Consider the following 23,979-nt stretch of genomic DNA (forward strand, 5'->3'; position numbering starts at 1 on the left):
CCATGCAGACCACCTTGAGCGAACAGGCCCGCCAACTGCCCCGGGCCGAAGAAGCCGAAAGCATCCTGCGCACGTGCGTGCACTGCGGTTTCTGCAATGCCACCTGCCCGACCTATCAATTGCTCGGCGATGAACTGGACGGGCCGCGTGGGCGCATTTACCTGATCAAGCAAGTGCTGGAAGGCAACGAGGTCACCCAGAAAACCCAGCAGCACCTGGATCGCTGCCTGTCTTGCCGTAATTGCGAGACCACCTGCCCTTCGGGCGTCGACTATCACAACTTGCTGGATATCGGCCGCGCAGTGGTCGATGCGGCCGTGCCGCGCTCACTCGACCAGCGCTTGTTGCGCGAAGGCTTGCGCAGCGTGGTGCCCAACCCGGGGCTGTTCAAAGCGCTGGTCAGCAGCGGTCAGGTGTTCCGCGCGCTACTGCCCACTACGCTGCAAGCCAAGTTGCCGCGCTACCTATATCCGGCCAAACAACGCCCGACCGCCCGCCACGCCCGGCAGGTGCTGATGCTCGAAGGCTGCGTGCAGCCGAGTCTGTCGCCCAATACCAATGCGGCCACCGCGCGCGTCCTCGATCGACTGGGGATCAGCGTCACACCGGCTCGCGAGGCCGGGTGCTGCGGCGCGGTCGATTATCACCTGGACGCGCAGGCGGCCGGCCTTGATCGCGCTCGTCACAATATCGACGCGTGGTGGCCGAGCATTGAGCAAGGCGCCGAGGCCATCGTGCAAACCGCCAGCGGTTGTGGCGCTTTCATCAAAGACTACGGCCACCTGCTCAGCACCGACCCGGCGTATGCCGAGAAGGCCAGGAAGGTCAGTGCGCTGGCCAGGGATCTGGTGGAAGTGCTGCGCGACGAGCCACTGGAAACGCTCGGCATCCACAGCGATCAGCGCCTGGCGTTTCATTGTCCCTGCACCTTGCAGCACGCACAGAAACTTGGCGGTGCGGTTGAAGCGCTGCTGACGCGACTGGGATTCAACCTGACGTTCGTACCCGACGGTCATCTGTGCTGCGGCTCGGCGGGCACCTATTCGCTGACTCAACCCGAGCTGTCCCGACAACTGCGCGACAACAAACTCAATGCGCTGGAAAGCGGTCATCCCGAAGTCATTGTCACGGCCAATATCGGCTGTCAGTCCCACCTCGACGGTGCGGGCCGGACACCGGTCCGCCACTGGATCGAGCTGGTCGAAGCCGCGTTGCCCTCATCGAGCCCTGGAGTTTCCCCATGAAAAGCAAAGCCGTACTGAGCCAGACCGAAGTCAGCCGGATTCTCGACGCCGCCCGCAGCGAAGCGCAGAACAATCAATGGGCCGTGACCATCGTGGTTGTCGATGACGGCGGCCATCCCCTGGCCCTCGAACGCCTCGATGGTTGCGCGCCGATCGGCGCCTACATCGCCACCGAAAAGGCTCGCACTTCGGCCCTTGGCCGGCGTGAATCGAAAGGTTATGAAGAGATGGTCAACGGAGGGCGGTCCGCGTTTTTGTCGGCGCCGTTGTTGACGTCCCTTGAAGGTGGCGTACCGATTATTGTCGATGGGCAGGTGGTTGGCGCGGTGGGTGTGTCCGGCGTCAAGGCCGAACAGGATGCGCAAGTGGCCAAGGCCGGGGCGCAGTGCCTGAACTGATCTGTAACCGCAGAACTTAAGCCTGGTGAAATCCTGTGGCGAGGGGGCTTGCCCCCGTTCGGCTGCGAAGCAGTCGTAAAAACAGGCAACTCTTTGTAACTGACAGATCGGAGGGGGCTGCTTCGCAACCCAACGGGGGCAAGCCCCCCTCGCCACAGGTCTTGTGTTCACCGTGCCTTTTCTTGAATGACCGACATCAGGTTTTCACTTGCGCGCCAACTTGTACCGCACGCACTCCTCATAAAAACTTTGTCGGACTTGCGCCGGCTTGAACCGTGATTTGCTGTCGTAGGTCTGCTCGGTGATGCCCATCGCCAGCATGCGCATCCACGCCTTGCTGAATTTGTAAGCCTGTAACTTTTGCCGGGCGGCATACAGGGAAACCCCGGCCAGCTTGAGTTCCTGGGCCCTCGCCGCTGTCCCCGCCCCCCAGCTGCACATATACCGGTCATTGGACGCCAGCTCCTTGGCCTGGGCAGCGGCTGCAAGACTCGCCAGGGCGAACAAAATCATGGTTACAAATACACTGCGCAATTGCATTCCGCCTAACCACCTGAAAATGAAGTGATTTTGGCGACAACTTCGACGCTTCGGGGCCAGCAAAATGCCTCTTTTGCACGTTAGTGATTGATCCCTTCACACCCGTCATCGGCCTCAGCTACCCGAGACCAGCCTGAGTCCGATCACGCCGGCAAGAATCAGCACGATGCACGCGATGCGCAGCGCCGTCGTGGCGTCGCCCAGCACCGCCATGCCCAGAATCGCGGTGCCCGCCGCGCCGATGCCGGTCCAGACCGCGTAGGCCGTGCCCACAGGCAGTGATTTCAGTGAAAGCGAAAGCAGAAAGACACTCGACAAACCGGTCCCCGCTGCCATCAGTCCGGGGATCAGTCGCGTAAAACCTTCAGACCCTTTCATGTAGAACGCAAATGCGATTTCGAGAATGCCGGCGATACCCAGTAATGCCCATGCCATGATCTTGACTCCTTGGGTGAACCCGCCAGGCGCCGAGGCCTGGCGAGATCGGTTGAACGATGGGGTTCAAGCCTTGTTGGCAGCCGCCGGTTTCGAACGGAACGTCACGCCGAATCGGTTGAAGGCGTTCATCAAACCGATGGCATACGTCAGGTCCGCCAGCTCCTTGTCGCCGAACTCGGCAGCCGCGGCCTCGTAGTCGGCATCGGGTACACCGGTTTCAGCGACGCGAGTGACGGTTTCCGCCCAACTCAATGCAATGCGTTCGCGGTGACTGAACACATCACCCGCGTCGTGCCATACCGGTACGAGGACCAGTTTGTCGACGCTGACGCCGAGTTTGAGCAGGTCACGGGAATGCATGTCGATGCAGAAGGCGCAGCCGTTGATTTGCGATACCCGCAGGTAAACCAGATCAATCAGTTCGTGAGAAAGACCGCTGTTTTGCAGGCAGACGTACACGCCGCCGAATGCCTTGTAACCTTCAGGAGACGCTTTGGCGTAGTCGATGCGATTAGTCATGATGAGTCCTTGTGTTGGCTGGATGAGGACGCCATCGTGCTGCCGCTTGGTCTATTTGATAAGGTCCATGAATGGTGTTGTGTTCTGGGCCATGCTCTCAGCATTCAAAAACAGACATGGCCCAGACTGAAAGCCGTTTCATGGATCTTCGGCATAGGTCATGGACTTCCTAGAATGATTCCCTTCAACCAGCCTTTTTCCAAAACGGGTGAATCATGAAAATCCTCCACGTCATTTGCAGTCCTCGCGGCCAGCACTCCGAGAGCGCCAGACTTTCCAGCCATATCATTGGTCTTTTGTTGAAGAACGATCCAACGGCAACGGTCGTCAACCGGGTGGTGGCGGGTGATGCCATTGCGCAGGTGGATGCGCTCTATGCGCAGTCCCAGCAGTCACTGGCGGATGTCACCCAGGAAGGTTCCATCGCCCGCTCGGATGAGCTGATTGAAGAACTGGACAGTGCCGATGTCGTGGTCATTGCAACGCCCATGCACAACTTCACCGTACCGGCAGCCCTGAAAGTCTGGATCGATCATATCGCCCGCGTTCGTCGCACCTTCAATGTCGGCGCGCAAGGCAAAACCAGCCTGCTGCGTGATCGTCCGGTCTTTGTCGCGGTGTCTTCGGGCGGCCGCTTTTCCGGGGTCAACCCGCGCCAGCCGGACTTCCTGACGCCGTATCTGAAAGCCGTTCTGGGCATGATCGGACTGCATGCACTAACGTTCTTCTCTGTTGAGGGAACAGCCCTGGGTCCGGACGTCGTCGCCGAGGCCAGAAGCAAGGCCGATCAAGCACTGCACGCGCATTTTTCATTACTGTGATGACTTGTCATCATGCTGAATTTCCGGAATCAAAAACAAACAGGATGCCGGCGAGGCCATGGCCAATCAGATCAACAGCTTTTCACCGCTCGACCCCGCCTCCAGCGAGCCGATCTATCGGCAGATCTACTGGCGGTTCCGGGGTGCGATTGCTGATGGTTTGCTCGCACCCGGAGACCGCATTCCCGCGGCCCGGGCACTGGCCAAGGAACTTGGACTGGCGCGGGGCACCGTCGATACTGCGTATTCACTCCTGACCGCCGAGGGTTACATCCAGGCGCGCGGTCAGGCGGGCACGGTCGTGGCGCCGGGCATCAACGCCAGGGCGTCCTCTTCCTGCTCGCAACCAACCTCCCATTCAGCCGCCGGCCATTCCATCCGGCAAAAGACGCCAGTATTGCCGTTTCAAATGGCCCTGCCCGCGCTGGACGCTTTCCCCAGGAAAATCTGGTCGCAAATCGGCGCCCGCTGCGTTCGCGCCACGCAGATCCAGGACATGGCCAATCCGTCGGTCTATGGCCTGGAATCGTTGCGCATCGCAATCGCCACCTATCTGCAAGTCGCGAGGGGCATTACCTGCTCGCCCGCCCAGGTGTTCATCACCTCGGGGTATCGCAATTCACTGTCGCTGATCACCCACGCGCTCCTCAAGCCGGGGGACCGCGTGCTCGTTGAAGACCCGGGCTACCTGCCTACCCGGCAGTTGCTGCAGCATCTGCAAATCGGGGTGACGCCTGTTCCGGTCGACCAGGACGGCATGCAAGTCGCGCAAGGTCTGAACAAAGGTGCGCGTGCCGCCGTCGTTACCCCGGCCCATCAAAGCCCGCTGTGCGTGTCGCTGTCTTTGCCGCGACGTTTGGAGCTGCTGGAGTGGGCGAGCCAGCAGCAAGCCTGGATTGTCGAAGACGATTACGACGGCGAGTACCGCTACATCAGCCGCCCGCTGCCGGCGCTGAAAAGTCTGGATCGCGAGGGTCGGGTGCTGTATTGCGGCACGTTCAGCAAGGTATTGTTTCCTGGAATCCGCCTGTCCTACCTGGTTGTTCCAGAAGCTCAGGTCGAGCGATTCGAACACGTCAGCGAAACGTTCCTCGGCGGCTGTCCGGAACTTACCCAGGCCATCGTCGCCACGTTTGTCACCGAGGGCCATTTTGCCCGGCATATCCAGCGCATGCGCAAGCTCTACGGCGAACGCCGGGAAGCCACCGTGCGCGGGCTCAAGAAAGCCCTGGGCGAACGCATTCGCATTGATGCCCAGCCGGGCGGCATGCACTTGATCCTGCGATTGACGGAAGACCAATCCGATCGTCTGCTGGTCGAGCGTCTGCAACAGGCGGGCATTTATGCAGAAGCCCTGTCCGACTGGAGCATTAGCTATCCTGCAAGCTCAGCGCTGCTGCTCGGGTTCGCCAACATTCAGTCGCAGGACAGCGCCGAACACCTGGGCAGACGCATTCTGGAGCTGCTGTAAACGCGGCGGATGGCCCATTCCAATCGCCCGTTCTTGGCTCTTTTGCACCGGTCCGATAGCCCGCAGGATGTGGCGACATTTATCTCTGCGGGACGAGCAAAAATGCCCACACCTTCCCCACTTCGCAGCGTTGCGGTGTTCTCTGGCTCCAATTACGGCTTCAACCCCGAGTATCTTCAATCGGCTCAAGCCCTGGGCCGGGAAATCGCCAGACGCGGGCTGCAACTGGTCTACGGCGGCACCGACAAGGGTTTGATGGGGGTCATGGCCGACACCGTGCTCGCCGAGGGCGGTGAAGTCGTCGGCATCATTACGCGCCTGCTGTACGACCTCGGCCATCTTCATCCCGGACTGACCCGCCATGAAATAACCCCGGACATGCGCAGCCGCAAAGCGCGCATGAGCGACTCGGCGGATGCGTTCATTGCCCTGCCCGGCGGCCTGGGGACTTTTGAAGAACTGTTTGAAGTCGCGACGCTGACCCAGTTGGGTGAACATCACAAAGGCGTCGCCTGCCTGAACATCGGCGATTTTTTCAACCCGATGCGCAGCCTGCTCAATCACGCGGTGAGCGAAGGTTTCATGAAAAGCGAACACAGCGAGATGCTGATTTTCAACACCGACCCGTCGGCGCTGATCGATGCACTTGAGCAGTGGCAAGCGCCGACGGTGACGAAATGGATCGGGCCGACGGGGCTTGAATCAACGGTCGTGTCCAATCCCCAGTGACTCGGCCATGCGCACCAGGTCAGCAAACGACTTGGCATGCATTTTTTTCATGGCATGGGCGCGGTGGATTTTCACGGTGATCTCGCTGAGGTTCATTTGCCCGGCGATCTGCTTGTTCATCAGGCCTTTGGCGGCAAGGGCCATCACCTCTTTTTCCCGCGCCGTCAGCGATTGGTAGTTGCTGTGCAGGTCCGAGCGCTGTTGTTCGATTTCCCGGCGCCGGACATCGGCTTGAAGGGCGCTGGACACCGCATCCAACAGATCCTGTTCGCGGAACGGCTTTGCCAGAAAGTCTACGGCACCGGCTTTCATCGCCTTGACCGACATCTCGATGTCGCCATGGCCGGTGATGAAAATGATTGGAATATGGGCGTTCGATTCAACCAACTGGCGTTGAAAGTCCAGGCCGCAACTGCCTTGAAGTCGTACATCAAGGACCAGACAGCTGGCAGCCTCTGTCTTCGGTTGCCGAAGATAGTCCGCCGTGGAGGCGAATGTCTCGACCTGGATTCCGGCAGAACGCAAAAGATTGCCCAAGGCGTCGCGAATGGAAGCATCGTCATCCACCACGTACACCATGGAGCCTTTGCTGCGAGGTTCACTGGATGAAGGATTGCCGCTCATGCGTCGTCCTCAACGGGAATTGTCAGGCAAAAAGTGTAGCAGCAGCACACGCCGATTTCTGCGATGCGCCGACGTTTTTGTAGCAGGTCGCGTTGGGCATTAGGCAATAAAGTGTTGTTCCAGCGCCGATATAAAAGAGAACAAGGAACGTGGGCAACGCAAGTACGCATCGACCTGGGCGCTGTAACTTTTGCCACTGATGCACCAACTGCAGAAGTGCTCGCAGTTGTTGGAGAGAATTCTGTATTGATTTTCACCGACTCTGGAGCGCGCACGGTTGGCGATTTCATGGCTGGCATATTCGCACTGTTGCGGATACATCCAGACCGTCTTGCCGTTGGCGAAACGCTCAAGGTCAATCACTTCAATGGGGCCGGGCCTGAATGAACTGCTGAACCCGGAATAATGAGCGACGTTCCCGCCACCGAGGTAGATGCCGTGGTGCATGTAAAACCGGCGTGGGCTCATCAAGTGCGCGCCGACAGGCAAGGTGTCGGCTGCCTGTTCGAGATTGACCCATTGCAAGGGACAGTCGCAGTGACGAGTTGGCTTTGCAGTGCCTTTGCGGCTTTCTGCGAATGGATGGGTATTGAGTTGACTGAAGACGCTCGCTGCCATGAGCGTCAAGCAAACCAGTACGGTTGAGCGAAGCGATGAAACGCTATCGACTACCTTTGCTGAAAGACCCTTCATGACAACTTCCTCCGTAACCCTTGCATTTACTCTATCGCCAGGGTTACGGAGTTTCATTTGTACCTATGATTAGTTTGAGCGATCCATAAATATACCCCCCCTACACCTAAGTATTAATCCAGGTGCCGAGGCAGCGTAAATTGCACGGTGGCACCGCGAGGCTGGTTGGCGCCCGCCCACAATCGGCCGCCATGGGACTGGATGATCGAACGACAGATCGACAACCCCATCCCCAGGCCGCTGGGCTTGGTGGTGTAGAAAGAGGCGAACACCATGTCGGTGCTGTCCGAGGCGAACCCCGGCCCAGAATCGCTGACTTGCACAAGCACACAATCCGCATCGTCCAGCCCCGTGCTGATCTGCAACTGCCGCTCGCCTTCGCTCACCGCGCTCATCGCCTCCAGCGCATTCATGATCAGGTTGAGCAGCACCTGTTGCAGTTCGACACGGTCGCCTTCGATCAACGGCAATCCGTCTGTGAGTTGCGTCTCTATCGAGGCACCACTCTTGGTGATCTGGCCACGGCTGAACCCGATCATCTCGCGGATCGCCGCGTTGATGTCCACCGGCCCCTTTTGTGGCGGTGACTTGCGGATATGCTGACGGATCCGGCCCAGCACGTCCGCCGCTCGATTGGCGTCCGTAATGAGACAGCCAAGTACCTGGCGGACTTCATCGATCTCGGGCGGCTGGGCGTTCAGCCAGCGCAGCGCGGCATTGGCGTTGAGGATGGCTGCGGCAATCGGCTGGTTGACCTCGTGAGCGATCGAGGCCACCAGCTGGCCCATGGTCGCGACGCGGTTCACATGGGCCAGCTCCGTCTGCACTTCGCGATAGCGTCGTTCGCTTTCGCGGATTTTTTCTTCGGCCTGCTTGCGTTCGGTCAGGTCCACCACGAAAGCCACCCCTTCCCGGCTGCTGGCTTCGAACATGGCCAGCCCGACGATGATCGGCAGGCGGCTGCCATCCTTCTTGAAATATTCCTTCTCGTAGGGTCGCGCGTACCCGGTCTGCACTGCCTGCTGCAAAGAGCGCTCGCTGAGCGCAAGAAACTCCGGCGGCGTCAAATCCCTCCAGCGCAGGCGGCGCGTGGCAAGGTCTGCCCGCTCGTATCCGACCATGCGCAGAAAGGCATCGTTGGCCTCGAGAATGTCACCGTCGGCGTTCCAGAAGAGGATCCCGATGATATTGGCATCCACCAGGCGCCGGATCTTCGATTCGCGCTCCGCGACCTCGCGGTACAAACGGGCATTTTCCAGGGAGATGGCTGCCCGTGAGGCCACCAGTTTCAACACAGCAATCCGCGCCGGGCTGAACACCCGGGCCGCCAGATTGTTTTCCAGGTAGAGCGCGCCGACGAGCTTGGCCTGGTTCATCAACGGCAGGCAAAGAATCGAGCGGGCGCGATGCTGGCGAATGTAAGGGTCGGCGGCAAACAAACCCTCGGTCACGGCATCATCCAGAAAGACGCTCTCCCGGGTGCGCAGGACCTGGTTGAGAATCGACTCCGGCAGCAGCGCCGCGCTCACCGGTATATCGCGCAACTGCGTCGAGGGGCGGCCGGTGGTCACTTGGGCCGCTATCCGCTGCTCACCGCCGTCCGACAGAATCAACAGGCCGCGTTCGGCACCGGCCTGTTCGATGGCCGTGAGCATGACCGTGTCGATCAGCTTTTCCAGGACGATTTCACCCGACACCGCCTGGGACACCTTGAGTACGGTGGCCAGATCGAGGTGTTCGACCGAGGTGGCCATCGTCGTCGGCCCGAGCGAGTGCTCTTCGGTCCTCAACGACGGATACTTCAGCTCAAGCTGGCGCACCTTGCCATCGGCGCCCCAACGCTGGTAGCCGTAACGGGCGTCCTGCAAATAGACGCGGGCGATTTTCCCAAGACCGCGCGCCGCGTAGAAACGCGACGCGAGTTCATTGGCCAGCGCCTCGACATGAACAAAACCGCTTTCCTGCGCCGTGTGAATAGCCTGTTCGTAAAGCAATTCGGCGTCCACTACGCGCCCTTCGACGCGGGCGATTTCGGCGCCGACCAGCGCGGCCCGACTGGCGAAATTCTCCGGACACTGTAGTGCCCAGTTCTGTAGCCACCGGTGATCGGCCACCATCGCGATCAAGTGTTGCCCATGCTCGTGCAGCGGGACATTGGTGCAGCAGGCGGCTCGGGCCAGTGCGCTATAGAAGTGATATTCCGCTTCCTCGAAGAACGCTTGGCAAACCCAGAGTAATTGCTGCGCCTTTGCGCCGGCTTCCAGAGCCGCGTCAGGATCGTCGGCCATGTAGCGGGCCTGTAATTTGCGGACCCAGTACAAACACTCGGCCAATACCAGATCCGGGCTGCTGGACAAGTGGGCTTCCATGCCAGGCTCGTTCAACTCGCCGTCGTCCAGATGACCGAAGGTGGGCGTCGAACCTTGCAGCATCCGGATCAGCACCCGTTGCGTGACGATAAAATCAATCACCAGCCCGAAGCGTACTTTCCTGGCGTAAGCCAGGCCTCGTTCGGACTCGCCCAGTACCTCGGGCAACGGCTCGCCAGCGAAGAGCAGATCGGCGGTGAGGTTGTTGCCCGCATAGGCGCCATACGGCAGGTCGCCGATCCGGTTCGCCGCAACAAACGAACGGCGCAGCAGATCACGGCATTGCCCCACGGGTTTCATCCAGCGCACGGCAAAACACGAAAAGCAAAGGTAAGTACTGGCCTCGAATCGTTTCAGGCCACGTCGCTCAACGAGGTCGCAGCCGAGCTGACCGAATCGGAACCCCACCTGGTAGTCTCCAAACCGACGACCGGCGACCCTGAATAAATTGGCGTAGAGCACACAGGAGGCATCACAGTTGCCCTGCTCAAGGCTCAGATTGACCGCTTTGCAGATCAACAGGTCCGCCAGGTTCGCTTCGCTTTGCAGGGCCGGGGCGAACAGCTTGCTCAGTGCATTGACCGTCACGAGGGACGTCGCGTCCTCCATCAACGGCAAATCGATGAGCGCCTCGATCGCCCGATCCCCCAGTAACACCCCGATACGGTCGTACTCCTGGCGTACGTCATCATCGCTCGGATGGGCCGACCATTCGATTCCCACATGCCGCAGGTAGGCGAGACAGACGGCGACCGCGCCGTCGCTGCGATCCAGGAGCAGGTACACATCCATTTGCAGACACGCAACGCTGGCCCGCTCAATCACGGTCGTAGCGCGATTCGACAACGCCGTCAGACGCTCATCCGCAACGCTGAGCTGTCCGTTCAGTAACTCGCATTCGGCCCGATTCAACTCCAGCGCGAAGATCAGCCCATGCCGACGCACCCAACACTCGTCGTCCAACAACTGCGCCCCGGTGGCGAGGTAGTTGAGCGCCGAGGCGTAGGCCGTCGACGCCTTGGCGCGCTGGCCGGCCATCAGGTTGTACGCTGCCAACTGTTCCCGCTCGCCCTGCCCGGTCAGCAGCGCGGCGCCGCGATTGAGTTGGCCGACAATGTCAAAAATCGCTTCTTCCAGCTTTTGTGGAGGCGTCTGTGCGGCGAGCAGCCGGCCGATTCGCAGGTGCGCCTGGGCGCGTGAATCCTTGGGAATCAGTGAATAGGCGGCTTCATGAATGCGGTCATGAACAAATCGATAGGCGCCCTCCAGGCGCTCGACCAATTCCAGGCGAATCGCCTCCCACAACACCGCGCGGATCTGCGCCTTTGGCAGGTCCAGAACGGTCGACAGCGAGGTGATGGCGGCGACGTTTCCCAGGCAGGCCAGCTGCTGCAACGCGTGTTGCGTTTCAATCGGCAAGCGCGCCAGTTTGCCGACCATCAGGTCAACGATGTTGTCGGTATAACCCTTGGCATGGATGCGATCCGGGTCCCAGGACCACTGCCGTGCATCATGATCGAAGCTCAGCAACTGCTCGTCGGCGAGGGCTTGCAGGAACTGGATCACGAAGAACGGATTGCCTGCGGTTTTGTCCAGCACCAACTGCGCCAAGGGCTCGATGCGCGCCTGTTCGTCATGCAGCGCATCGGTGATCAACTGCTCAATGTGCGCCTTGGCGAGCGGCGCCAGGGTGATCTCGTCGACACGGCCCCCGGCGTTGCGAATGGCGTGGAGTTTTCCCGTCAGCGGGTGCGAGTCATCCACCTCGTTGCTGCGGTAGGCGCCTACCAGCATCAAGTGGCGCACATCCGAGCTGGTGAGCAGGTCTTCAAGCAGATCAAGGGTTGCCGCATCGAGCCATTGCAGATCGTCGAGAAACAATGCGAGCGGATGGTCTTCACGAGCAAACACGCCGATAAAACGCCGGAACACCAGAAGGAAACGGTGTTGCGCCTGTTGCGGATCGAGGGGCGGCACCGGTGGCGGCTCGCCAATGATCAGCTTCAGTTCTGGAATGAGGTCGGTCATGAGCCGGGCATTGGCGTCCAGCGCTTCCTGCAACGCGTCCCGCCAGTGCGCCAGTTCCGTGTCGGACTTGCCCAGCAAGGTGTGCACCAGGCTTTGAAAAGCCTGCACCAGTGTCGAATAGGGGATGTCGCGCCGGTATTGATCGAACTTGCCGGACGCGAAGAGGCCTCGCGGTGGCACCAGTACTTTGTGCAGTTCATTGACCACCGAAGACTTGCCAATCCCGGAATAGCCGGTGACCAGCACCAATTCCGGTGCGCTGCTGCGAATGATGCGGTCGAACGCGGAAACCAGGGTGCCGACCTCACGCTCGCGCCCGTAGAGTTTCTCGGGAATCAGCAGGCGATCGGAGGTGCCGTGCTCGCCGAGCGCGAAGGTATTGATCTGGCGCAACTGCTGCCAGTCTGCCAGGCAGCGCCGCAGATCATGCTCGACCGCTGCGGCCGTCTGGTAGCGATCCTCCGCAGTCTTGGCGAGCAATTTCATGACGATATCGGAGAGCGCTTCGGGAATGGTTTCGATCCGTTCGCTGGGTGACTGCGGTTTTTTGGCGATATGACAATGCACCCATTCGATCGGGTCCGAGGCCTTGAACGGCAGCGAGCCGGTCAACATCTCGTACAGCGTGACGCCGAAGGAATAGAGGTCGCTACGGGAATCGATCGAGCGATTCATCCGGCCGGTCTGCTCAGGTGCCATGTAGGCGAGCGTGCCGGCAATGGTCTCGGGCGCCTGTCGTTCGCGTGGCAGGCGTGAGGCCAGGCCGAATCCCGTAAGCCGGGCCTGGCCGTCGGCGCAGTCCACCAGAATATGGCTGGGCTTGATGTCTTTATGGACGAGCCCGCGCTGATGGAGCTTGCCCAGTACCACTGCAATGCTGATCGCCAGACGCAAAAATACGGCGGTTTCCATGGGCGCCACCAGCAGATGCACCAGCGGCGCTCCGCCGGGATCTTCGAGCACCAGTTGCATCTGCCCGCCTTCGCGCACCATCTCAAGCGGTTGCACCGCCCACGTGCCCTCAAGTTCGTCCTTGAGGCCGAACTCGTGAGCGAGACGGCCAAGGCAAGCCGGGAGAGGTTGTTCCGCAGCAGGCCGCGCAACCAGGACAGGGTTGTCGCTACCGCCATTCGCACGGATCTCCCGACAGAAGATACGCTCACCGTCGTCCCAGGATAACTGCATGGTTTTGTTCATCTGAGTGGCAACACTATTGGTTTTTTTATAGGCCGCACTTTGCCGTCAGGCTGTCGTCCAGCGTAACCACTCTACAGACTAGCTCCACATGCGAGCCCTTCCCAGTCACCTCATCAAGGTTTCGGCTCAGAGGTCAAACCGCGTCAGGCCACGGCCATGGCCATGAGTTGCTCCTGTTGCTGGCCCAGATGACGACAAAGGCAGGCACGCAACCAGCTTTCACGCGGGTCGTTGTGAATCGCACCGCGCCAGGCCATGGACAGGTCCGGCGTCGGCAACCGCAACGGCACCCTCTCGGCGCGCATGCCTTCCAGCCGCATCATGGCCTGTGCGACGTAGTCGGGCACGATCGCCACCATGTCGCTGCCGGCGAGCAAGGCAGGCAAGGCACTGAACTGCGGCACCGCCAGCACCACTTTGCGCTGCCGCCCGATCAGACACAGGGCATGGTCGGCATCGTCGATGACATTGCCCATCGAAGACACCACCACATGCGGGCGTTTGCAAAAGTCATCCAGCGTCAGGGGACCGGGGGTTGAATCGGCGCGAAGCAGCACCGGTTGCATCGGGCGCAGGCACTTGCGATGGGCACTGGCGGGCAACTCCTGCGCCAGGCTGATGCCGACGGAAATCTCACCGGACGCCAGCAGTTGCGGCAATTGCCGCTGGTCCACCCGACGCACCACCAAGGTGATGTTCGGCGCCTCATCACGCAGGTGCTTCATCATGCGTGGCAGCAGCGCGTACTCGACATCGTCAGAAAGTCCGACATGGAAGGTGCCTTCGCTGGTCTGCGGATCGAACCCCTGGGTACAGCTCAACGCAACGGCAATGCCATCCAGGGCCGGCGCCAGCCGCGTGTGAATCTCCTCTGCCCGCGCAGTCGGCTCCATCGTCCGGCCCGTGCGGATGAACAGCGGATCATTGAACATCGAACGCAATCGCCCCAGGGCGCAGCTGATGGTGGTCTGGCCCAGGAACAACCGCTCTCCGGCCCGGGTCACGTTGCGTTCACGCATCATGGTTTCGAAGACAACCAGCAGATTGATGTCGGCATGTCGCAGGTCATTTCTGTTCATCATGTTCGTGGCCCGGGTAAGTGGATATCGAACTTCAGCTCGCTGCGCTTCCCCTGTCGCCGGAGGCCAACGATGCCGCTCCAGCTTAGGCGGGCCACTCTCCAGACGTCACTTGTACGTGGGTACAGCCGACACATCCCTTGGTTGCATCACCTTGTACGTGGGTATGCCCTGAAAGAACGTGCCGTTGCCCTTCGACTTCAACACTTAGGTCTTAGCGGGCTATACGTTGGTATAACTATTCCCCCTTTCAAGTCCGCGTATCTTGTAATAACAACAGGCTCTGTCACGGAGCATTCCGCATGAATCAAGACGTTCAAGTGCGTCGCAAGACAATCATCGCAATTGTCGATGACGACAACTCCATCCGGACAGCGCTGAAAAGCTTATTGCGGTCCAGTGGTTATGAAGTTCGTACTTATTGCAGCGCATTGGAGTTTCTTGGCGCGAATGCCCCCGCTGAAACACATTGCCTGATTTCCGATATCCAGATGCCGGGAATGAGCGGTGTGCAGATGCACGAGCAACTGCTTGCCACGGGCTTCGACATCCCCACCATCTTCATCACCGGCCATCCCGAAGCTGCGCAACGCCTTGGCGCCGACACTCCGAACCTGGTGGCCTGGCTGCCTAAACCCTTTGACGCCGACAAACTGCTGGACTGCATCAAGACCGCCCTCCTCCCGCGGCACTGAGAGCCCGTTGAAACGTGGCTCGCCGCCTCCCGCTAATACCTTGGTATATCTTTTTCCCACTGAAGTATGACTTTGCTGAACCGATGTAGAAGTGCGCCCAAAAGAATCCGTCAATACCATGCACTCACAGCGGACGACTACCGTCCCGCCAACTTGAAGAACACCTTCAAGTCTATTGACCACTTCTTTTCAGGAACAAATCATGAAACAGCAAATTCTGGTTATCGGTGCGGGGTTCGGTGGTGTATGGAGTGCATTGAGTGCCGCCCGTCTGCTGGACATGCATGACCGTAACGACGTGGAGATCACCCTGCTGGCGCCTCAGGCGGAACTGCGCATACGTCCCCGTTTCTACGAAACCGACGTGCACAAGATGTTCGCACCGCTGGATGCGCTGTTTGATTCGGTGGGTGTACATTTTGTCAAAGGCATGGCCGAGCGCATCGACGAGCAGACACGGACTGTCGGCTACCGCGATGAAGCGGGTCGCGAGGGGGCGTTGAGTTACGACCGTCTGGTGCTGGCGGCCGGAAGCCAGTTGGCTCGCCCGAAAGCAGTGCCAGGTCTGGTCGAGCACGCTTTCGACGTGGACCAGATCGAAGCCGCCGTACGTTTGGAAAACCACATCAAATCTCTCAAGGACCAGCCATACAGCGTTGCTCGCAACACGGTGGTGGTCGCCGGTGGCGGTTTTACCGGGATCGAGACCGGCACCGAGATGCCGGCACGCCTGCGAGCGGTGCTTGGCGACGATCAGGACGTGCGCGTGATCATTGTCGACCGTGCGCCGCAGATCGGCGCGACGTTGGGTGACGGAATTCGTCCGTCGCTCATCGAGGCCTCCGAACACCTGGGTGTCGAATGGATCGTCAACGCCAGTGTTGCCGCGGTGGACGCCAACGGCGTGACCCTCGCCGATGGCCGCCACATCGAAGCCAAAACGGTGATCTGGACCGTCGGTTTCCGCGCCAGCCCGCTGACCGAACACCTGACCAGCGATCGCGATCCACAAGGGCGCCTGCACGTCGATGAAAACCTGAAAGTGTTGGGCCAGAAGCATGTCTATGCCGCCGGCGACGTCGCCTATGCCGCCACCGACGACCTCGGCAACTTCGCCGCGATGTCCTGCCAGCACGCGATCTCCCTAGGCCGCCACGCCGGGAATAATGTTGCCGCGGATCTGCTGGGTGTCGAGCCAACCCCTTACCGTCAGCCGAAGTACGTGACCTGCCTCGACCTGGGTGGCTGGGGCGCGGTGTTCACCGAAGGCTGGGATCGCCAGCTCAAACTGGTCAAGGACGAAGCCAAGGAGCTCAAGACGCAGATCAACACCGTGTGGATCTACCCGCCGGCAGCTGATCGTGCCACCGCCCTGGCAGCAGCTGACCCGATGATTCCGGTGGCCTGAGTCCTGGCCTGAATGTGGCGCCCGCGGCAGCATCGCGGGCGTTTTTGTTTGTCGTCTTCAGGAACCTGTCGCTCAGAGCGCCATGAATATATTCTTCCCCACTCATAACGCACAAGATGCCATTACATAGCCTGGCGGAAACGTTTCCCCCCTGAGCTTTCGTAATAACTCCTCCTTGCAGATCTCCAAGTCAACTTTTTCATAAAGCATTATGCGCCGGGCATATGCCCGCTCATACTCGGTACGGTCTTTTTTATAAATAGAACCCATGGTGAGTCCTGCCAACGTCGACAGAAGCAATAGAATCAGCGCAACAGGAATAACTGGACGCCACTCAACCAGCGACTCTTTACCTAGCAAATAAGCGAGCAACGAAGAAATAACGCCAAGCAAACCAGTCAGCAGCGCGCTCACGATAGACTGCTGGCTCACGCCTGCAATGATGCCTGTGATACTTCCCAAAAAACCAAAAGCAACGATAAATGCCCTTTGACCAGGAATAAACGTATGTTTGGTCAATCGAACCGTAAGCAATGCACCGAGACCCAGTGCTGTGGTGACAAGAACCACAGGCACAAACAATCCAGCAAGCGCATGCCAGAGATCGGAAAGCCTCATTACTGGGCGCCTCTAACATTCATTTGCTGCCTTTGAAAACCACCGTTTGCATCGCGATAGTTCTGAATATTTTGTTTGTACTTGCCTATGCCCTGTAGATAACCATCAAGGTTTTTACTGGGTTGCGCAGCTCTTTCAACCTCCAGAGATTCCCTGTCTTTCTCCGCCTGCTTTCTATAATCTTCTGCAGCTTTAGGATTCGAAGGAATCCATGTTGCCCCTGGAGGCGCTGCCGGTACTGGCACTCCTGTAGGCGAACTTGGTGCGGGTGAAGCCGGCAATTCATCGCTGTAAGCCGGGCCTGCCAACAAACCAGCCATAAAAATAAAAGCAAGATTGTATCGAAAATAGGTCATCACACACCTACCTCCAGTAATCATCAATAGTAGATTGCAAGTTCTATTCTGGAACAACTGACAAACATACGATCATGAAATAGACCCGTGGAGCATAACCAGCTTAAGCCTGAAAACTTCGCACCGAGTTAAAGCCATGCCAACTATTTTCACCATAGATGAGATAAAAAATTTCGTTATATTCTTTTATACCGATAGTTAGAACGAATTTTTAGATATTGCATCTCCATCAATAGACGCAAGTGTCACGCAGCCTTTACAACCCTCATAAATTGAACACCGCCAACCTTTTCATACACCTTGCGCAGCTATTCAAAAGACGGACTTCATGAAAATTGACTAAGTTAAACATTCTCCGAATTGAAATTGTCCAGGTGGGTTGATACTGTCAGCGACCCGACCCATCGCCAAATCCGGTTAGAGCACCGGTATCCTAGAGGTATGGCATGCGCTCTTTCGCCGCGATTTTCTGCTCGATACTCCTCCTGAACATCGTCATACCCGCTACGGCCAGTGCCGAGCCAAGACCCGAAAACATGGTCTATCTGCGAACGATTGACCCGACCATCGAGCAAGACATTCGCTACGCCAGCGCCCACAACTTCACCGGACACCCACTCGACGGTTACGCCGCTGCCGAGTGCATGCTGTCGCTGGACACCGCCAAGGCCCTCGCCCGGGTGCAAACGGCACTTCAAAAGCAAGGTTACGGCTTGAAGGTGTTCGACTGCTATCGGCCCAGCCGTGCCGTGGCCGACATGGGTCGCTTCGCGACTGAGCCGGGCGACCCGCGCAAGGACGAGTTCTATCCACGCGTGGACAAACAGGACTTCTGGCGGCTGGGGTATGTGGCGCGGGTGTCGAATCACTCCAGAGGTTCAACCGTGGACCTGACACTGATCGGTCCCAATGCTCTGCCCGCCGACACCTGGACACCCTCGGCCGCTCAAGCCGATTGCACCGCGCCTTATGCCCAGCGCTGGCACGACGGCGCACTCGACATGGGCACCGGGTTCGATTGCTTCGATGAACGCGCGCATACCGCCAACCCGACGATCAATGCGACCGCAAGGGAAAACCGTCAGCGACTCAGCAGCGCCATGGAAAAAGAGGGATTTGCCGGGTACTCGAAAGAGTGGTGGCACTTCACTTTCGGTGGCGAGGGAGCGCCGAAGAACGTGATGGATTTTCCCATTACACCGCTGAGTGCCGGTGAAGTGCTGGACACCAGTCACCAGCTGATTGTGGTCACTACAAAAAACTGGAATGACATTCAGGGTACGGCGCAGCGCTATGGACGGGTTGAGGGAAGCTTCCGAAAAGTCGGGGACAGGTTTGCCGTGGTGGTCGGCAAGAACGGGATGGCGTGGGGCAAGGGTTTGGGCAACGTCGAACCCGGTGAAGGACCGGTCAAACGCGAAGGAGACGGCAAAGCGCCCGCCGGTATCTTCAAACTTGGGACTGCGTTTGGTTACGACACGACGGGCGATACAAAACTGCCTTATCTCGCGCTGACATCGACTACTGAGTGCGTGGATGACAGCAAATCCGAACGGTACAACGAGTTGGTCGACGGCGCGGCCATGGCCAAGGACTGGAACAGCTCCGAGCTTATGCGCAAAGAGGACCTTTATCGCAAAGGCATCTTTATCGAGCACAACACGCCGGCGTCGCCGGGTTCAGGTTCGTGCATTTTTTTCCATATCTGGCGGGGGCCTGCCGCGCCTACGTTGGGGTGCACGGCGATGGATCAGGGGGATATTTCGCGGCTTTTTGAGTGGCTGGATCCGCGTGAGTCGCCGGTGTTGGTGCAGATGCCTGAGGCGCAATATGAGCAATTGCGTGAGCGCTGGAAGTTGCCGCAGCGTTGATGGGATGTGGAGTTAAATCATTTGGTTGTCTCGATCAACCGGGTATCAAGGCCAAAGCGTTCCTGTGACACAAGCTTGAACTTGTCCGCGGCCAAGTCGCAGCTCACCAGCAAATTCCACGAATGACGGGTAACCGCCGAAGGGATCAACACGAACGGATGCTCGGCCAACAACTCATCAGCAAACTGCTGCTGATTGGGCGAAGGCAGTGACGGGACTAGCCAGTTCGGGTTCGGCACATCTTCCGGCTGGACAACATTGATGATCTCGGGGGCCAGCACTTCGAAACACGTCAATACGTGGGGCACCAGATCCAGGGTATCGAAACCTACATGAGCCGCGACTTCCAGGATCGCAGTGGATGGGTCGGCCGACGCGTAAATCACTCGACGGCCGGGCGGGTTCCATCGACCACCGGATCGTTGCGCACCAATGCCACTGTCCCAAGTGTCTTTGTAGACCTCGCGGTCAAGGCGCCAAGCGTGCCACTTTCCATCCCAGGGCAAAGGATTCATTGATAGACCCCGTGTGCTATCCGGGTCAGGTAGTCCTCCACCACCTGGAAGCCAAGCGAGTTGTCGATCAGCTCCAGCGGGACGTTACCGTCCAGGTATCTGCAGGGTTTCTTCAGCCAGTCCTCAGCTAACTGTTGACTGCCGAACACGCTGGTAGCGAGCTCCAGCGTCTGCGCATATTGGAAGGCAACCGTGCTTTGTTGCTGGTTCAGCCGCACTGGCTTGGTCTCTTTCACCAAGCGCTGGACGGTCCTGACGGACTTTCCTGTGATGCGCTGGACTAGTCCCCGTTCCATGTACAGCGTTGACGTTGAAAGCATGTCTCTGACGTCGCTCAGATCAAATCCTTCCTGTGTGTACCGAATGATCAACATACGTGTGTCGCCATTGCGGCCATGTAGCAGCACCTCGGTGGGCTTTCTGGCCTTGTTTACGCTCGCTTCCAAAGCGTTTTTTTTCCTTAATTTTTCGGGTGGCTTGCCTGCTTGATTCGATGCGGACATACCGAATACCTCCGTACGACATTTGACGTAATAATAGCGCCAAATGTCGTAACTTGAGCAAGTTGAGTTTGTCGGCTTGGGAATGGTCTGATCCCACCTAACCCGCATCGCAGTTATGTGTTTGGATTCGAAGAGTGATTGCAGATCAGTCATCACTTGCTCGTGCGGAATATTCGGGTGTGCGTCATCGAGCGATACCTGCACTTTGGCACAGAACCAAAAGTCGTAGCTGGCTGGCTGGCTGCGCTTTGGTTTCGAACCCTGAAATGATGGGGAAAAGCTCGGTGCTCATGTGACTTCCGTGATCGATATCTGGCAACTGAGTCAATAGGTGGTTCGTAGCGGCGCTATCAAGTTGAGGTGCAGCCTCTATCAGGGCCCAGGTATATCACCCTCGTTGCCTTGTAGAAGCCACCTACCCTAAACGTCTCGCTTCCGACAGCCAACCCTAAAAAAACGTAAGACATTTCCCCGATTTTTTGAAAGCTTGCACGTGTTTAAAAGCGCTTGTTTAAAGATACTCAGTGTTACTTCCTGAAGGCGCCGTTAGGAGATTCACCATGTTCAAGCCCACACCCAATCCACCGGACACCGATCCGGCCTCCCCCTACGAAAACCTCGATTCAAAAAACTGCATGGAGCCGCCAAGCGCGCGCTTAATTTCCACCTCACTCCGGCGGCGCTCATGAACACTCCACGCAAACCCAGCACCCTTTTCATGATTGCCCCGGATGTCGATGACGAAACCTTGCTGGTGTAAGCGTGTGAGTCGATGGCGTCGGCCAGTGTGATGGCCAGCGACATTGCGGCGTTGATGGAGGGCAGCCACCGCAATACGTTGCTGGCGCTTCAGCAGGTCATCATGTTGGGTGAGTTGGCGGTGAATCGAGTGTTGGATAACCACGTTCCAGCTGGATTAGCACGAAGCCCCTGTAGCAGCTGCCCTGTGGCGAGGGGATTTATCCCCGTTCGGCTGCGAAGCAGTCGTAAAACCTGAACGCACGGTCTATCCGATGCACCGCGTTGTCTGAATTCACGACTGCTCCGCAGCCGAACGGGGATAAATCCCCTCGCCACAAAGCAGCTCCTACGTGAACGTTGGTGTTGATGGGAATGGGGGTCGGCGGGCTTTGGTCAGCCCGGCTTTAAGTCGAGGCAGTAGGTGTAGTAACCCGGGTCGCGCACGTAACCCAATGACTCATACAACCGCTGCGCCGTGAAATTATCCGTGGCGGTTTCTAGCACCATGCCTTTGGCGCCGGTCGACAGTGCAAAGTCTCGGGCAGCGTTCATCAGTAGCCTCCCCACGCCCTGCCCCCGGGCCTCGGGGGTGGTAAACAGATCGCTGAGCAGCCAGGTGCGGTGGGCGTCGATGGAGGAAAACGTCGGGTACAGCTGGACGAATCCCAGTGCAATACCGGACAGATCTGAGGCGAAGAAGATCACGGATTCATCCCGCGCAATGCGTTCGGCGATGAAATCCCGGGACTGCTGAAAATTAGAAGGCTGGCCGTAGAAGCCTCGATAAGCGTCGAAGAGGTAAGCGATTTTGGCGATGTGCGTTGCGTCGACGCGCAAGACTTGGACGGCCATGCCAGGGTCTCCGTGTGGGTTACTTCGGTTGCGCCACCGTGCGCAAATAAGGTTTCACCGCTTTGAAACCATCCGGGTATTTCTTCTTCGCGTCTTCGTCGGACACCGAAGTCGGGATGATCACGTCTTCACCCGGACGCCAGTTAACCGGGGTGGCAACGGTGTGCTTGGCGTTCAATTGCAGCGCATCGAGCAGGCGCAGCACTTCATCGAAGTTACGCCCGGCACTCATTGGGTAAATGAGCATTGCCTTGACCTTTTTGTCTGGCCCGATGATGAACACGGAACGCACCGTGGCGTTGTCCACGGCCGTGCGGGCGCCGCCGCTGGCATTCGGGTGGATCATGTCGTAGAGCTTGGCCACAACGAGGTTTTCGTCGCCGATCATGGGGTAGTTGACCGCATGCCCCTGGGTTTCCTCGATGTCCTTGGCCCAGCTCGCATGGTTGCTGACGGGGTCGACGCTGAGCCCGACAACCTTGGTGTTGCGTTTGTCGAACTCCGGCTTGAGCCCGGCCATGTAACCGAGTTCAGTGGTGCACACCGGAGTGAAGTCCTTGGGATGCGAGAACAGAATCGCCCACTTGTCGCCGATCCACTCATGGAAATGCAGCGTGCCTTCGGTGCTTTCGACGGTAAAGTCCGGTGCTTCGTCGCCAATGCGGATGGTCATGATCGTTCTCCTGACTGTGAGTTCTTAGGGAAGCCGTCGGAACGCGAGTCGCTGTTCCAACGGCGTTCGGGATCTGTGTTGAACCTGTCAACGCGGATCAGTATAGGAGACGCTTCAAGACATGCCGGTGACCGGCGCATTCACTTTGTAAGTCCTTGATTCAGGCCTTTGAAGGCTGCTCGGGTAACACCGCCGGTGCCGTTGTCCTCGCCAGCAGGTAGTAGAGAATGCCCGGCACCACCAGCCCCACGATCCAGGAAACATCAACACCGTCGAGCTGCGCGACCATCGGTCCGGAGTAGAAATGCGTGTCGACGAAAGGCAACTGGATCAATACACCGATGACATAGACGCTGATCCCGCGCACGTTCCAGCGACCGTAACGGCCTGCCGGATCGGACAACGCCGCAATGTCATAGCGCTCTTTGTTGATGAAGTAGTAATCCACCAGGTTGATCGCGCTCCACGGCGTGAAAAACGTCAGCAGAAACAGGATGAAGTACTTGAACGAGTTGAGGAACGAGTACTGCCCCAGCAACGCCAGCGTGGTGGACGCCGCGACAATCAACAGCACAAACACCATGCGCTGACGGGCGGTGATTTCGAGACGGCTGCGAAAACCACTGATGATCGTGGCCACGCACATGAAGCTGCCATAGGCGTTGAGTGTCGACACCGTGACCTTGCCGAACACCACGCTCAAATACAGCAGCGAGGCCATCACCCCGGTACTGCCCAGGCCGACGATGGTCGCCACTTCATGACCGCGAAAATTCACACCGGCCAATGCTGCGGCAAACACGCCCAGCACCATGGACGCCTGGGCGCCGAGCACGGTGCCCAGGCCGACAGCAGCAAAGGTCTTCCAGGACGAAGTTTTGCTCGGCAAATAACGGGAGTAGTCGGCCACGTAAGGCCCGAAGGCGATTTGCCAGGACGCGGACAGCGACACCGCCAGCAGGAATGTGCTCCAGCCGAAGTGGCGATTTTCCAGCAACAGGCCGATATCGTTGAGCGTCATCAGCCGGGCAAACAGATAGGCAAAGGCAATGATGCCCAGCACGCTGGCCACCCGTCCGACCAAGTGGATAACCCGATAGCCGAAGATCGTCAGGAACGCGATGCATGCGGCGAAAATCAGGATGCCGGCGCTGTCGCTGACGTGGATCAACTGGGCAATGGCCTGCCCCGACAGTACCGCGCCGGTGGCGCTGAAACCGAGGTACATCAGGCACACCAGCACAATCGGGATCGCCGCCCCATAGACGCCGAATTGCACACGACTGGAGATCATCTGCGGCAGCCCGAGCTTCGGCCCCTGGGCGGCGTGCAAAGCCACGACCGCGCCGCCGAGCACCTGGCCGATCAGCAAGCCGATGAGCGACCAGAACACGTCCCCGCCCAGCACCACGGCCAGTGCGCCGGTGACGATGGCGGTGATTTGCAGGTTGGCGCCGAGCCACAGGGTGAACTGGCTGTAGAGGCTGCCATGGCGCTCGGCCTCGGGGATGTAATCGATCGAACGGGTCTCGATCAGGGGACTTCGGTGTTGGGTCATTGCGGTGTTCTCTTGTTATTAGTGGACGCTACTGACGAT

22 protein-coding genes and 1 pseudogene are annotated in these 23,979 nt (G+C 58.7%); 9 read left to right on the plus strand and 14 right to left on the minus strand.

Translation table 11 applies throughout. The features are described 5' to 3' along the window. The first annotated feature begins 2 nt into the window (after nt 1-2). A complete protein-coding gene (glcF, locus tag ACRC4F_RS04905) occupies nt 3-1,244 on the plus strand; it encodes a glycolate oxidase subunit GlcF (RefSeq protein WP_438658333.1) in 1,242 nt (413 codons plus the stop codon). After that, nucleotides 1,241-1,642: a heme-binding protein gene (locus ACRC4F_RS04910; RefSeq protein ID WP_438658334.1), complete on the plus strand. Its 402-nt coding sequence runs from the start codon at nt 1,241-1,243 to the stop codon at nt 1,640-1,642. Before glcF ends, ACRC4F_RS04910 begins: the two co-directional genes overlap by 4 nt. 204 nt (nt 1,643-1,846) lie before the next feature. Here the strand turns inward: ACRC4F_RS04910 and ACRC4F_RS04915 are convergent, their stop codons facing one another. The 3 genes from ACRC4F_RS04915 to ACRC4F_RS04925 form a co-directional block, all read right to left on the minus strand. Then, the gene (locus ACRC4F_RS04915; protein ID WP_438658461.1) at nt 1,847-2,155 is read right to left on the minus strand and encodes a hypothetical protein; all 309 of its coding nucleotides are present in this window, start codon (nt 2,153-2,155) and stop codon (nt 1,847-1,849) included. Nucleotides 2,156-2,296: 141 nt separating this feature from the next. Next, on the minus strand, nt 2,297-2,617 hold the full coding sequence (locus ACRC4F_RS04920; RefSeq protein ID WP_438658335.1) for a DMT family transporter: 321 nt from the start codon (nt 2,615-2,617) through the stop codon (nt 2,297-2,299). A 66-nt stretch (nt 2,618-2,683) separates the two neighbouring features. Next, nucleotides 2,684-3,139, minus strand: coding sequence for a carboxymuconolactone decarboxylase family protein (locus ACRC4F_RS04925; RefSeq protein WP_438658336.1), 456 nt, complete (start codon nt 3,137-3,139; stop codon nt 2,684-2,686). Between the two features lie 215 nt (nt 3,140-3,354). On the opposite strand from ACRC4F_RS04925, the gene ACRC4F_RS04930 reads away from it, so the two are divergent. The 3 genes from ACRC4F_RS04930 to ACRC4F_RS04940 all read left to right on the plus strand — a co-directional run bounded on the left by ACRC4F_RS04930 (nt 3,355) and on the right by ACRC4F_RS04940 (nt 6,160). Beyond that, complete coding sequence (locus tag ACRC4F_RS04930; protein WP_438658337.1) at nt 3,355-3,960, plus strand: FMN-dependent NADH-azoreductase; 606 nt, start codon at nt 3,355-3,357, stop codon at nt 3,958-3,960. 58 nt (nt 3,961-4,018) lie between these two features. Beyond that, nucleotides 4,019-5,431, plus strand: a complete 1,413-nt coding sequence (locus ACRC4F_RS04935) for a PLP-dependent aminotransferase family protein (protein ID WP_438658338.1) — start codon at nt 4,019-4,021, stop codon at nt 5,429-5,431. Between the two features lie 102 nt (nt 5,432-5,533). Next, on the plus strand, nt 5,534-6,160 hold the full coding sequence (locus ACRC4F_RS04940) for a TIGR00730 family Rossman fold protein (protein WP_438658339.1): 627 nt from the start codon (nt 5,534-5,536) through the stop codon (nt 6,158-6,160). Here the strand turns inward: ACRC4F_RS04940 and ACRC4F_RS04945 are convergent. The 4 genes from ACRC4F_RS04945 to ACRC4F_RS04960 all read right to left on the minus strand — a co-directional run bounded on the left by ACRC4F_RS04945 (nt 6,134) and on the right by ACRC4F_RS04960 (nt 14,150). After that, entirely contained in the window at nt 6,134-6,784 is a 651-nt protein-coding gene (locus ACRC4F_RS04945; protein ID WP_438658340.1) for a response regulator transcription factor, read from the minus strand. The genes ACRC4F_RS04940 and ACRC4F_RS04945 overlap by 27 nt on opposite strands. 99 nt (nt 6,785-6,883) lie before the next feature. Beyond that, nucleotides 6,884-7,477 carry a lecithin retinol acyltransferase family protein gene (locus ACRC4F_RS04950; protein ID WP_438658341.1) on the minus strand — a complete coding sequence of 198 codons (594 nt, stop codon included), beginning with the start codon at nt 7,475-7,477 and terminating at the stop codon, nt 6,884-6,886. 113 nt (nt 7,478-7,590) lie between these two features. Beyond that, complete coding sequence (locus ACRC4F_RS04955) at nt 7,591-13,059, minus strand: trifunctional serine/threonine-protein kinase/ATP-binding protein/sensor histidine kinase (RefSeq protein ID WP_438658342.1); 5,469 nt, start codon at nt 13,057-13,059, stop codon at nt 7,591-7,593. A gap of 155 nt (nt 13,060-13,214) precedes the next feature. Then, entirely contained in the window at nt 13,215-14,150 is a 936-nt protein-coding gene (locus ACRC4F_RS04960; protein WP_438658462.1) for a LysR family transcriptional regulator, read from the minus strand. Between the two features lie 302 nt (nt 14,151-14,452). On the opposite strand from ACRC4F_RS04960, the gene ACRC4F_RS04965 reads away from it, so the two are divergent. Together ACRC4F_RS04965 and ACRC4F_RS04970 are read left to right on the plus strand one after the other, a co-directional pair. Further along, entirely contained in the window at nt 14,453-14,845 is a 393-nt protein-coding gene (locus tag ACRC4F_RS04965; protein WP_438658343.1) for a response regulator transcription factor, read from the plus strand. Nucleotides 14,846-15,047: 202 nt separating this feature from the next. Continuing rightward, on the plus strand, nt 15,048-16,253 hold the full coding sequence (locus tag ACRC4F_RS04970; protein WP_438658344.1) for an NAD(P)/FAD-dependent oxidoreductase: 1,206 nt from the start codon (nt 15,048-15,050) through the stop codon (nt 16,251-16,253). A gap of 102 nt (nt 16,254-16,355) precedes the next feature. Here the strand turns inward: ACRC4F_RS04970 and ACRC4F_RS04975 are convergent, their stop codons facing one another. Together ACRC4F_RS04975 and ACRC4F_RS04980 are read right to left on the minus strand one after the other, a co-directional pair. After that, nucleotides 16,356-16,871 carry a hypothetical protein gene (locus ACRC4F_RS04975; RefSeq protein ID WP_438658345.1) on the minus strand — a complete coding sequence of 172 codons (516 nt, stop codon included), beginning with the start codon at nt 16,869-16,871 and terminating at the stop codon, nt 16,356-16,358. After that, nucleotides 16,871-17,227, minus strand: a complete 357-nt coding sequence (locus tag ACRC4F_RS04980) for a hypothetical protein (RefSeq protein ID WP_438658346.1) — start codon at nt 17,225-17,227, stop codon at nt 16,871-16,873. Before ACRC4F_RS04980 ends, ACRC4F_RS04975 begins: the two co-directional genes overlap by 1 nt. Nucleotides 17,228-17,673: 446 nt before the next feature. Between ACRC4F_RS04980 and ACRC4F_RS04985 the strand changes: the two genes are divergently transcribed. Then, entirely contained in the window at nt 17,674-19,098 is a 1,425-nt protein-coding gene (locus ACRC4F_RS04985; protein WP_438658347.1) for a M15 family metallopeptidase, read from the plus strand. Nucleotides 19,099-19,115: 17 nt separating this feature from the next. Here ACRC4F_RS04985 and ACRC4F_RS04990 read toward each other — a convergent pair whose 3' ends face one another. Together ACRC4F_RS04990 and ACRC4F_RS04995 are read right to left on the minus strand one after the other, a co-directional pair. Then, nucleotides 19,116-19,613: an RES family NAD+ phosphorylase gene (locus ACRC4F_RS04990; RefSeq protein ID WP_438658348.1), complete on the minus strand. Its 498-nt coding sequence runs from the start codon at nt 19,611-19,613 to the stop codon at nt 19,116-19,118. Then, complete coding sequence (locus tag ACRC4F_RS04995) at nt 19,610-20,116, minus strand: antitoxin Xre/MbcA/ParS toxin-binding domain-containing protein (protein WP_438658463.1); 507 nt, start codon at nt 20,114-20,116, stop codon at nt 19,610-19,612. Before ACRC4F_RS04995 ends, ACRC4F_RS04990 begins: the two co-directional genes overlap by 4 nt. A 560-nt stretch (nt 20,117-20,676) precedes the next feature. Here ACRC4F_RS04995 and ACRC4F_RS05000 point away from each other — a divergent pair. Next, nucleotides 20,677-21,026, plus strand: a pseudogene (locus tag ACRC4F_RS05000) (DUF6124 family protein); the annotation flags it as partial. Between the two features lie 224 nt (nt 21,027-21,250). Here ACRC4F_RS05000 and ACRC4F_RS05005 read toward each other — a convergent pair. The 3 genes from ACRC4F_RS05005 to ACRC4F_RS05015 all read right to left on the minus strand — a co-directional run bounded on the left by ACRC4F_RS05005 (nt 21,251) and on the right by ACRC4F_RS05015 (nt 23,940). After that, complete coding sequence (locus ACRC4F_RS05005) at nt 21,251-21,709, minus strand: GNAT family N-acetyltransferase (protein ID WP_438658349.1); 459 nt, start codon at nt 21,707-21,709, stop codon at nt 21,251-21,253. Nucleotides 21,710-21,728: 19 nt separating this feature from the next. After that, entirely contained in the window at nt 21,729-22,382 is a 654-nt protein-coding gene (locus ACRC4F_RS05010; protein WP_438658350.1) for a peroxiredoxin, read from the minus strand. Nucleotides 22,383-22,542: 160 nt separating this feature from the next. Beyond that, nucleotides 22,543-23,940: a purine-cytosine permease family protein gene (locus ACRC4F_RS05015; RefSeq protein WP_438658351.1), complete on the minus strand. Its 1,398-nt coding sequence runs from the start codon at nt 23,938-23,940 to the stop codon at nt 22,543-22,545. Between the last annotated feature and the right edge of the window lie 39 nt (nt 23,941-23,979).

The sequence above is a fragment of the Pseudomonas sp. genome (assembly GCF_051660785.1).
Taxonomy (GTDB): domain Bacteria; phylum Pseudomonadota; class Gammaproteobacteria; order Pseudomonadales; family Pseudomonadaceae; genus Aquipseudomonas.

What these genes read in the sequence shown, in the direction of transcription:
- glcF (WP_438658333.1), top strand. Translation starts at nt 3, where the DNA reads ATGCAGACCACCTTGAGCGAACAGGCCCGCCAACTGCCCCGGGCCGAA.
- ACRC4F_RS04910 (WP_438658334.1), top strand. Translation starts at nt 1,241, where the DNA reads ATGAAAAGCAAAGCCGTACTGAGCCAGACCGAAGTCAGCCGGATTCTC.
- ACRC4F_RS04915 (WP_438658461.1), bottom strand. Translation starts at nt 2,155, where the DNA reads ATGATTTTGTTCGCCCTGGCGAGTCTTGCAGCCGCTGCCCAGGCCAAG.
- ACRC4F_RS04920 (WP_438658335.1), bottom strand. Translation starts at nt 2,617, where the DNA reads ATGGCATGGGCATTACTGGGTATCGCCGGCATTCTCGAAATCGCATTT.
- ACRC4F_RS04925 (WP_438658336.1), bottom strand. Translation starts at nt 3,139, where the DNA reads ATGACTAATCGCATCGACTACGCCAAAGCGTCTCCTGAAGGTTACAAG.
- ACRC4F_RS04930 (WP_438658337.1), top strand. Translation starts at nt 3,355, where the DNA reads ATGAAAATCCTCCACGTCATTTGCAGTCCTCGCGGCCAGCACTCCGAG.
- ACRC4F_RS04935 (WP_438658338.1), top strand. Translation starts at nt 4,019, where the DNA reads ATGGCCAATCAGATCAACAGCTTTTCACCGCTCGACCCCGCCTCCAGC.
- ACRC4F_RS04940 (WP_438658339.1), top strand. Translation starts at nt 5,534, where the DNA reads ATGCCCACACCTTCCCCACTTCGCAGCGTTGCGGTGTTCTCTGGCTCC.
- ACRC4F_RS04945 (WP_438658340.1), bottom strand. Translation starts at nt 6,784, where the DNA reads ATGAGCGGCAATCCTTCATCCAGTGAACCTCGCAGCAAAGGCTCCATG.
- ACRC4F_RS04950 (WP_438658341.1), bottom strand. Translation starts at nt 7,477, where the DNA reads ATGAAGGGTCTTTCAGCAAAGGTAGTCGATAGCGTTTCATCGCTTCGC.
- ACRC4F_RS04955 (WP_438658342.1), bottom strand. Translation starts at nt 13,059, where the DNA reads ATGCAGTTATCCTGGGACGACGGTGAGCGTATCTTCTGTCGGGAGATC.
- ACRC4F_RS04960 (WP_438658462.1), bottom strand. Translation starts at nt 14,150, where the DNA reads ATGAACAGAAATGACCTGCGACATGCCGACATCAATCTGCTGGTTGTC.
- ACRC4F_RS04965 (WP_438658343.1), top strand. Translation starts at nt 14,453, where the DNA reads ATGAATCAAGACGTTCAAGTGCGTCGCAAGACAATCATCGCAATTGTC.
- ACRC4F_RS04970 (WP_438658344.1), top strand. Translation starts at nt 15,048, where the DNA reads ATGAAACAGCAAATTCTGGTTATCGGTGCGGGGTTCGGTGGTGTATGG.
- ACRC4F_RS04975 (WP_438658345.1), bottom strand. Translation starts at nt 16,871, where the DNA reads ATGAGGCTTTCCGATCTCTGGCATGCGCTTGCTGGATTGTTTGTGCCT.
- ACRC4F_RS04980 (WP_438658346.1), bottom strand. Translation starts at nt 17,227, where the DNA reads ATGACCTATTTTCGATACAATCTTGCTTTTATTTTTATGGCTGGTTTG.
- ACRC4F_RS04985 (WP_438658347.1), top strand. Translation starts at nt 17,674, where the DNA reads ATGCGCTCTTTCGCCGCGATTTTCTGCTCGATACTCCTCCTGAACATC.
- ACRC4F_RS04990 (WP_438658348.1), bottom strand. Translation starts at nt 19,613, where the DNA reads ATGAATCCTTTGCCCTGGGATGGAAAGTGGCACGCTTGGCGCCTTGAC.
- ACRC4F_RS04995 (WP_438658463.1), bottom strand. Translation starts at nt 20,116, where the DNA reads ATGTCCGCATCGAATCAAGCAGGCAAGCCACCCGAAAAATTAAGGAAA.
- ACRC4F_RS05005 (WP_438658349.1), bottom strand. Translation starts at nt 21,709, where the DNA reads ATGGCCGTCCAAGTCTTGCGCGTCGACGCAACGCACATCGCCAAAATC.
- ACRC4F_RS05010 (WP_438658350.1), bottom strand. Translation starts at nt 22,382, where the DNA reads ATGACCATCCGCATTGGCGACGAAGCACCGGACTTTACCGTCGAAAGC.
- ACRC4F_RS05015 (WP_438658351.1), bottom strand. Translation starts at nt 23,940, where the DNA reads ATGACCCAACACCGAAGTCCCCTGATCGAGACCCGTTCGATCGATTAC.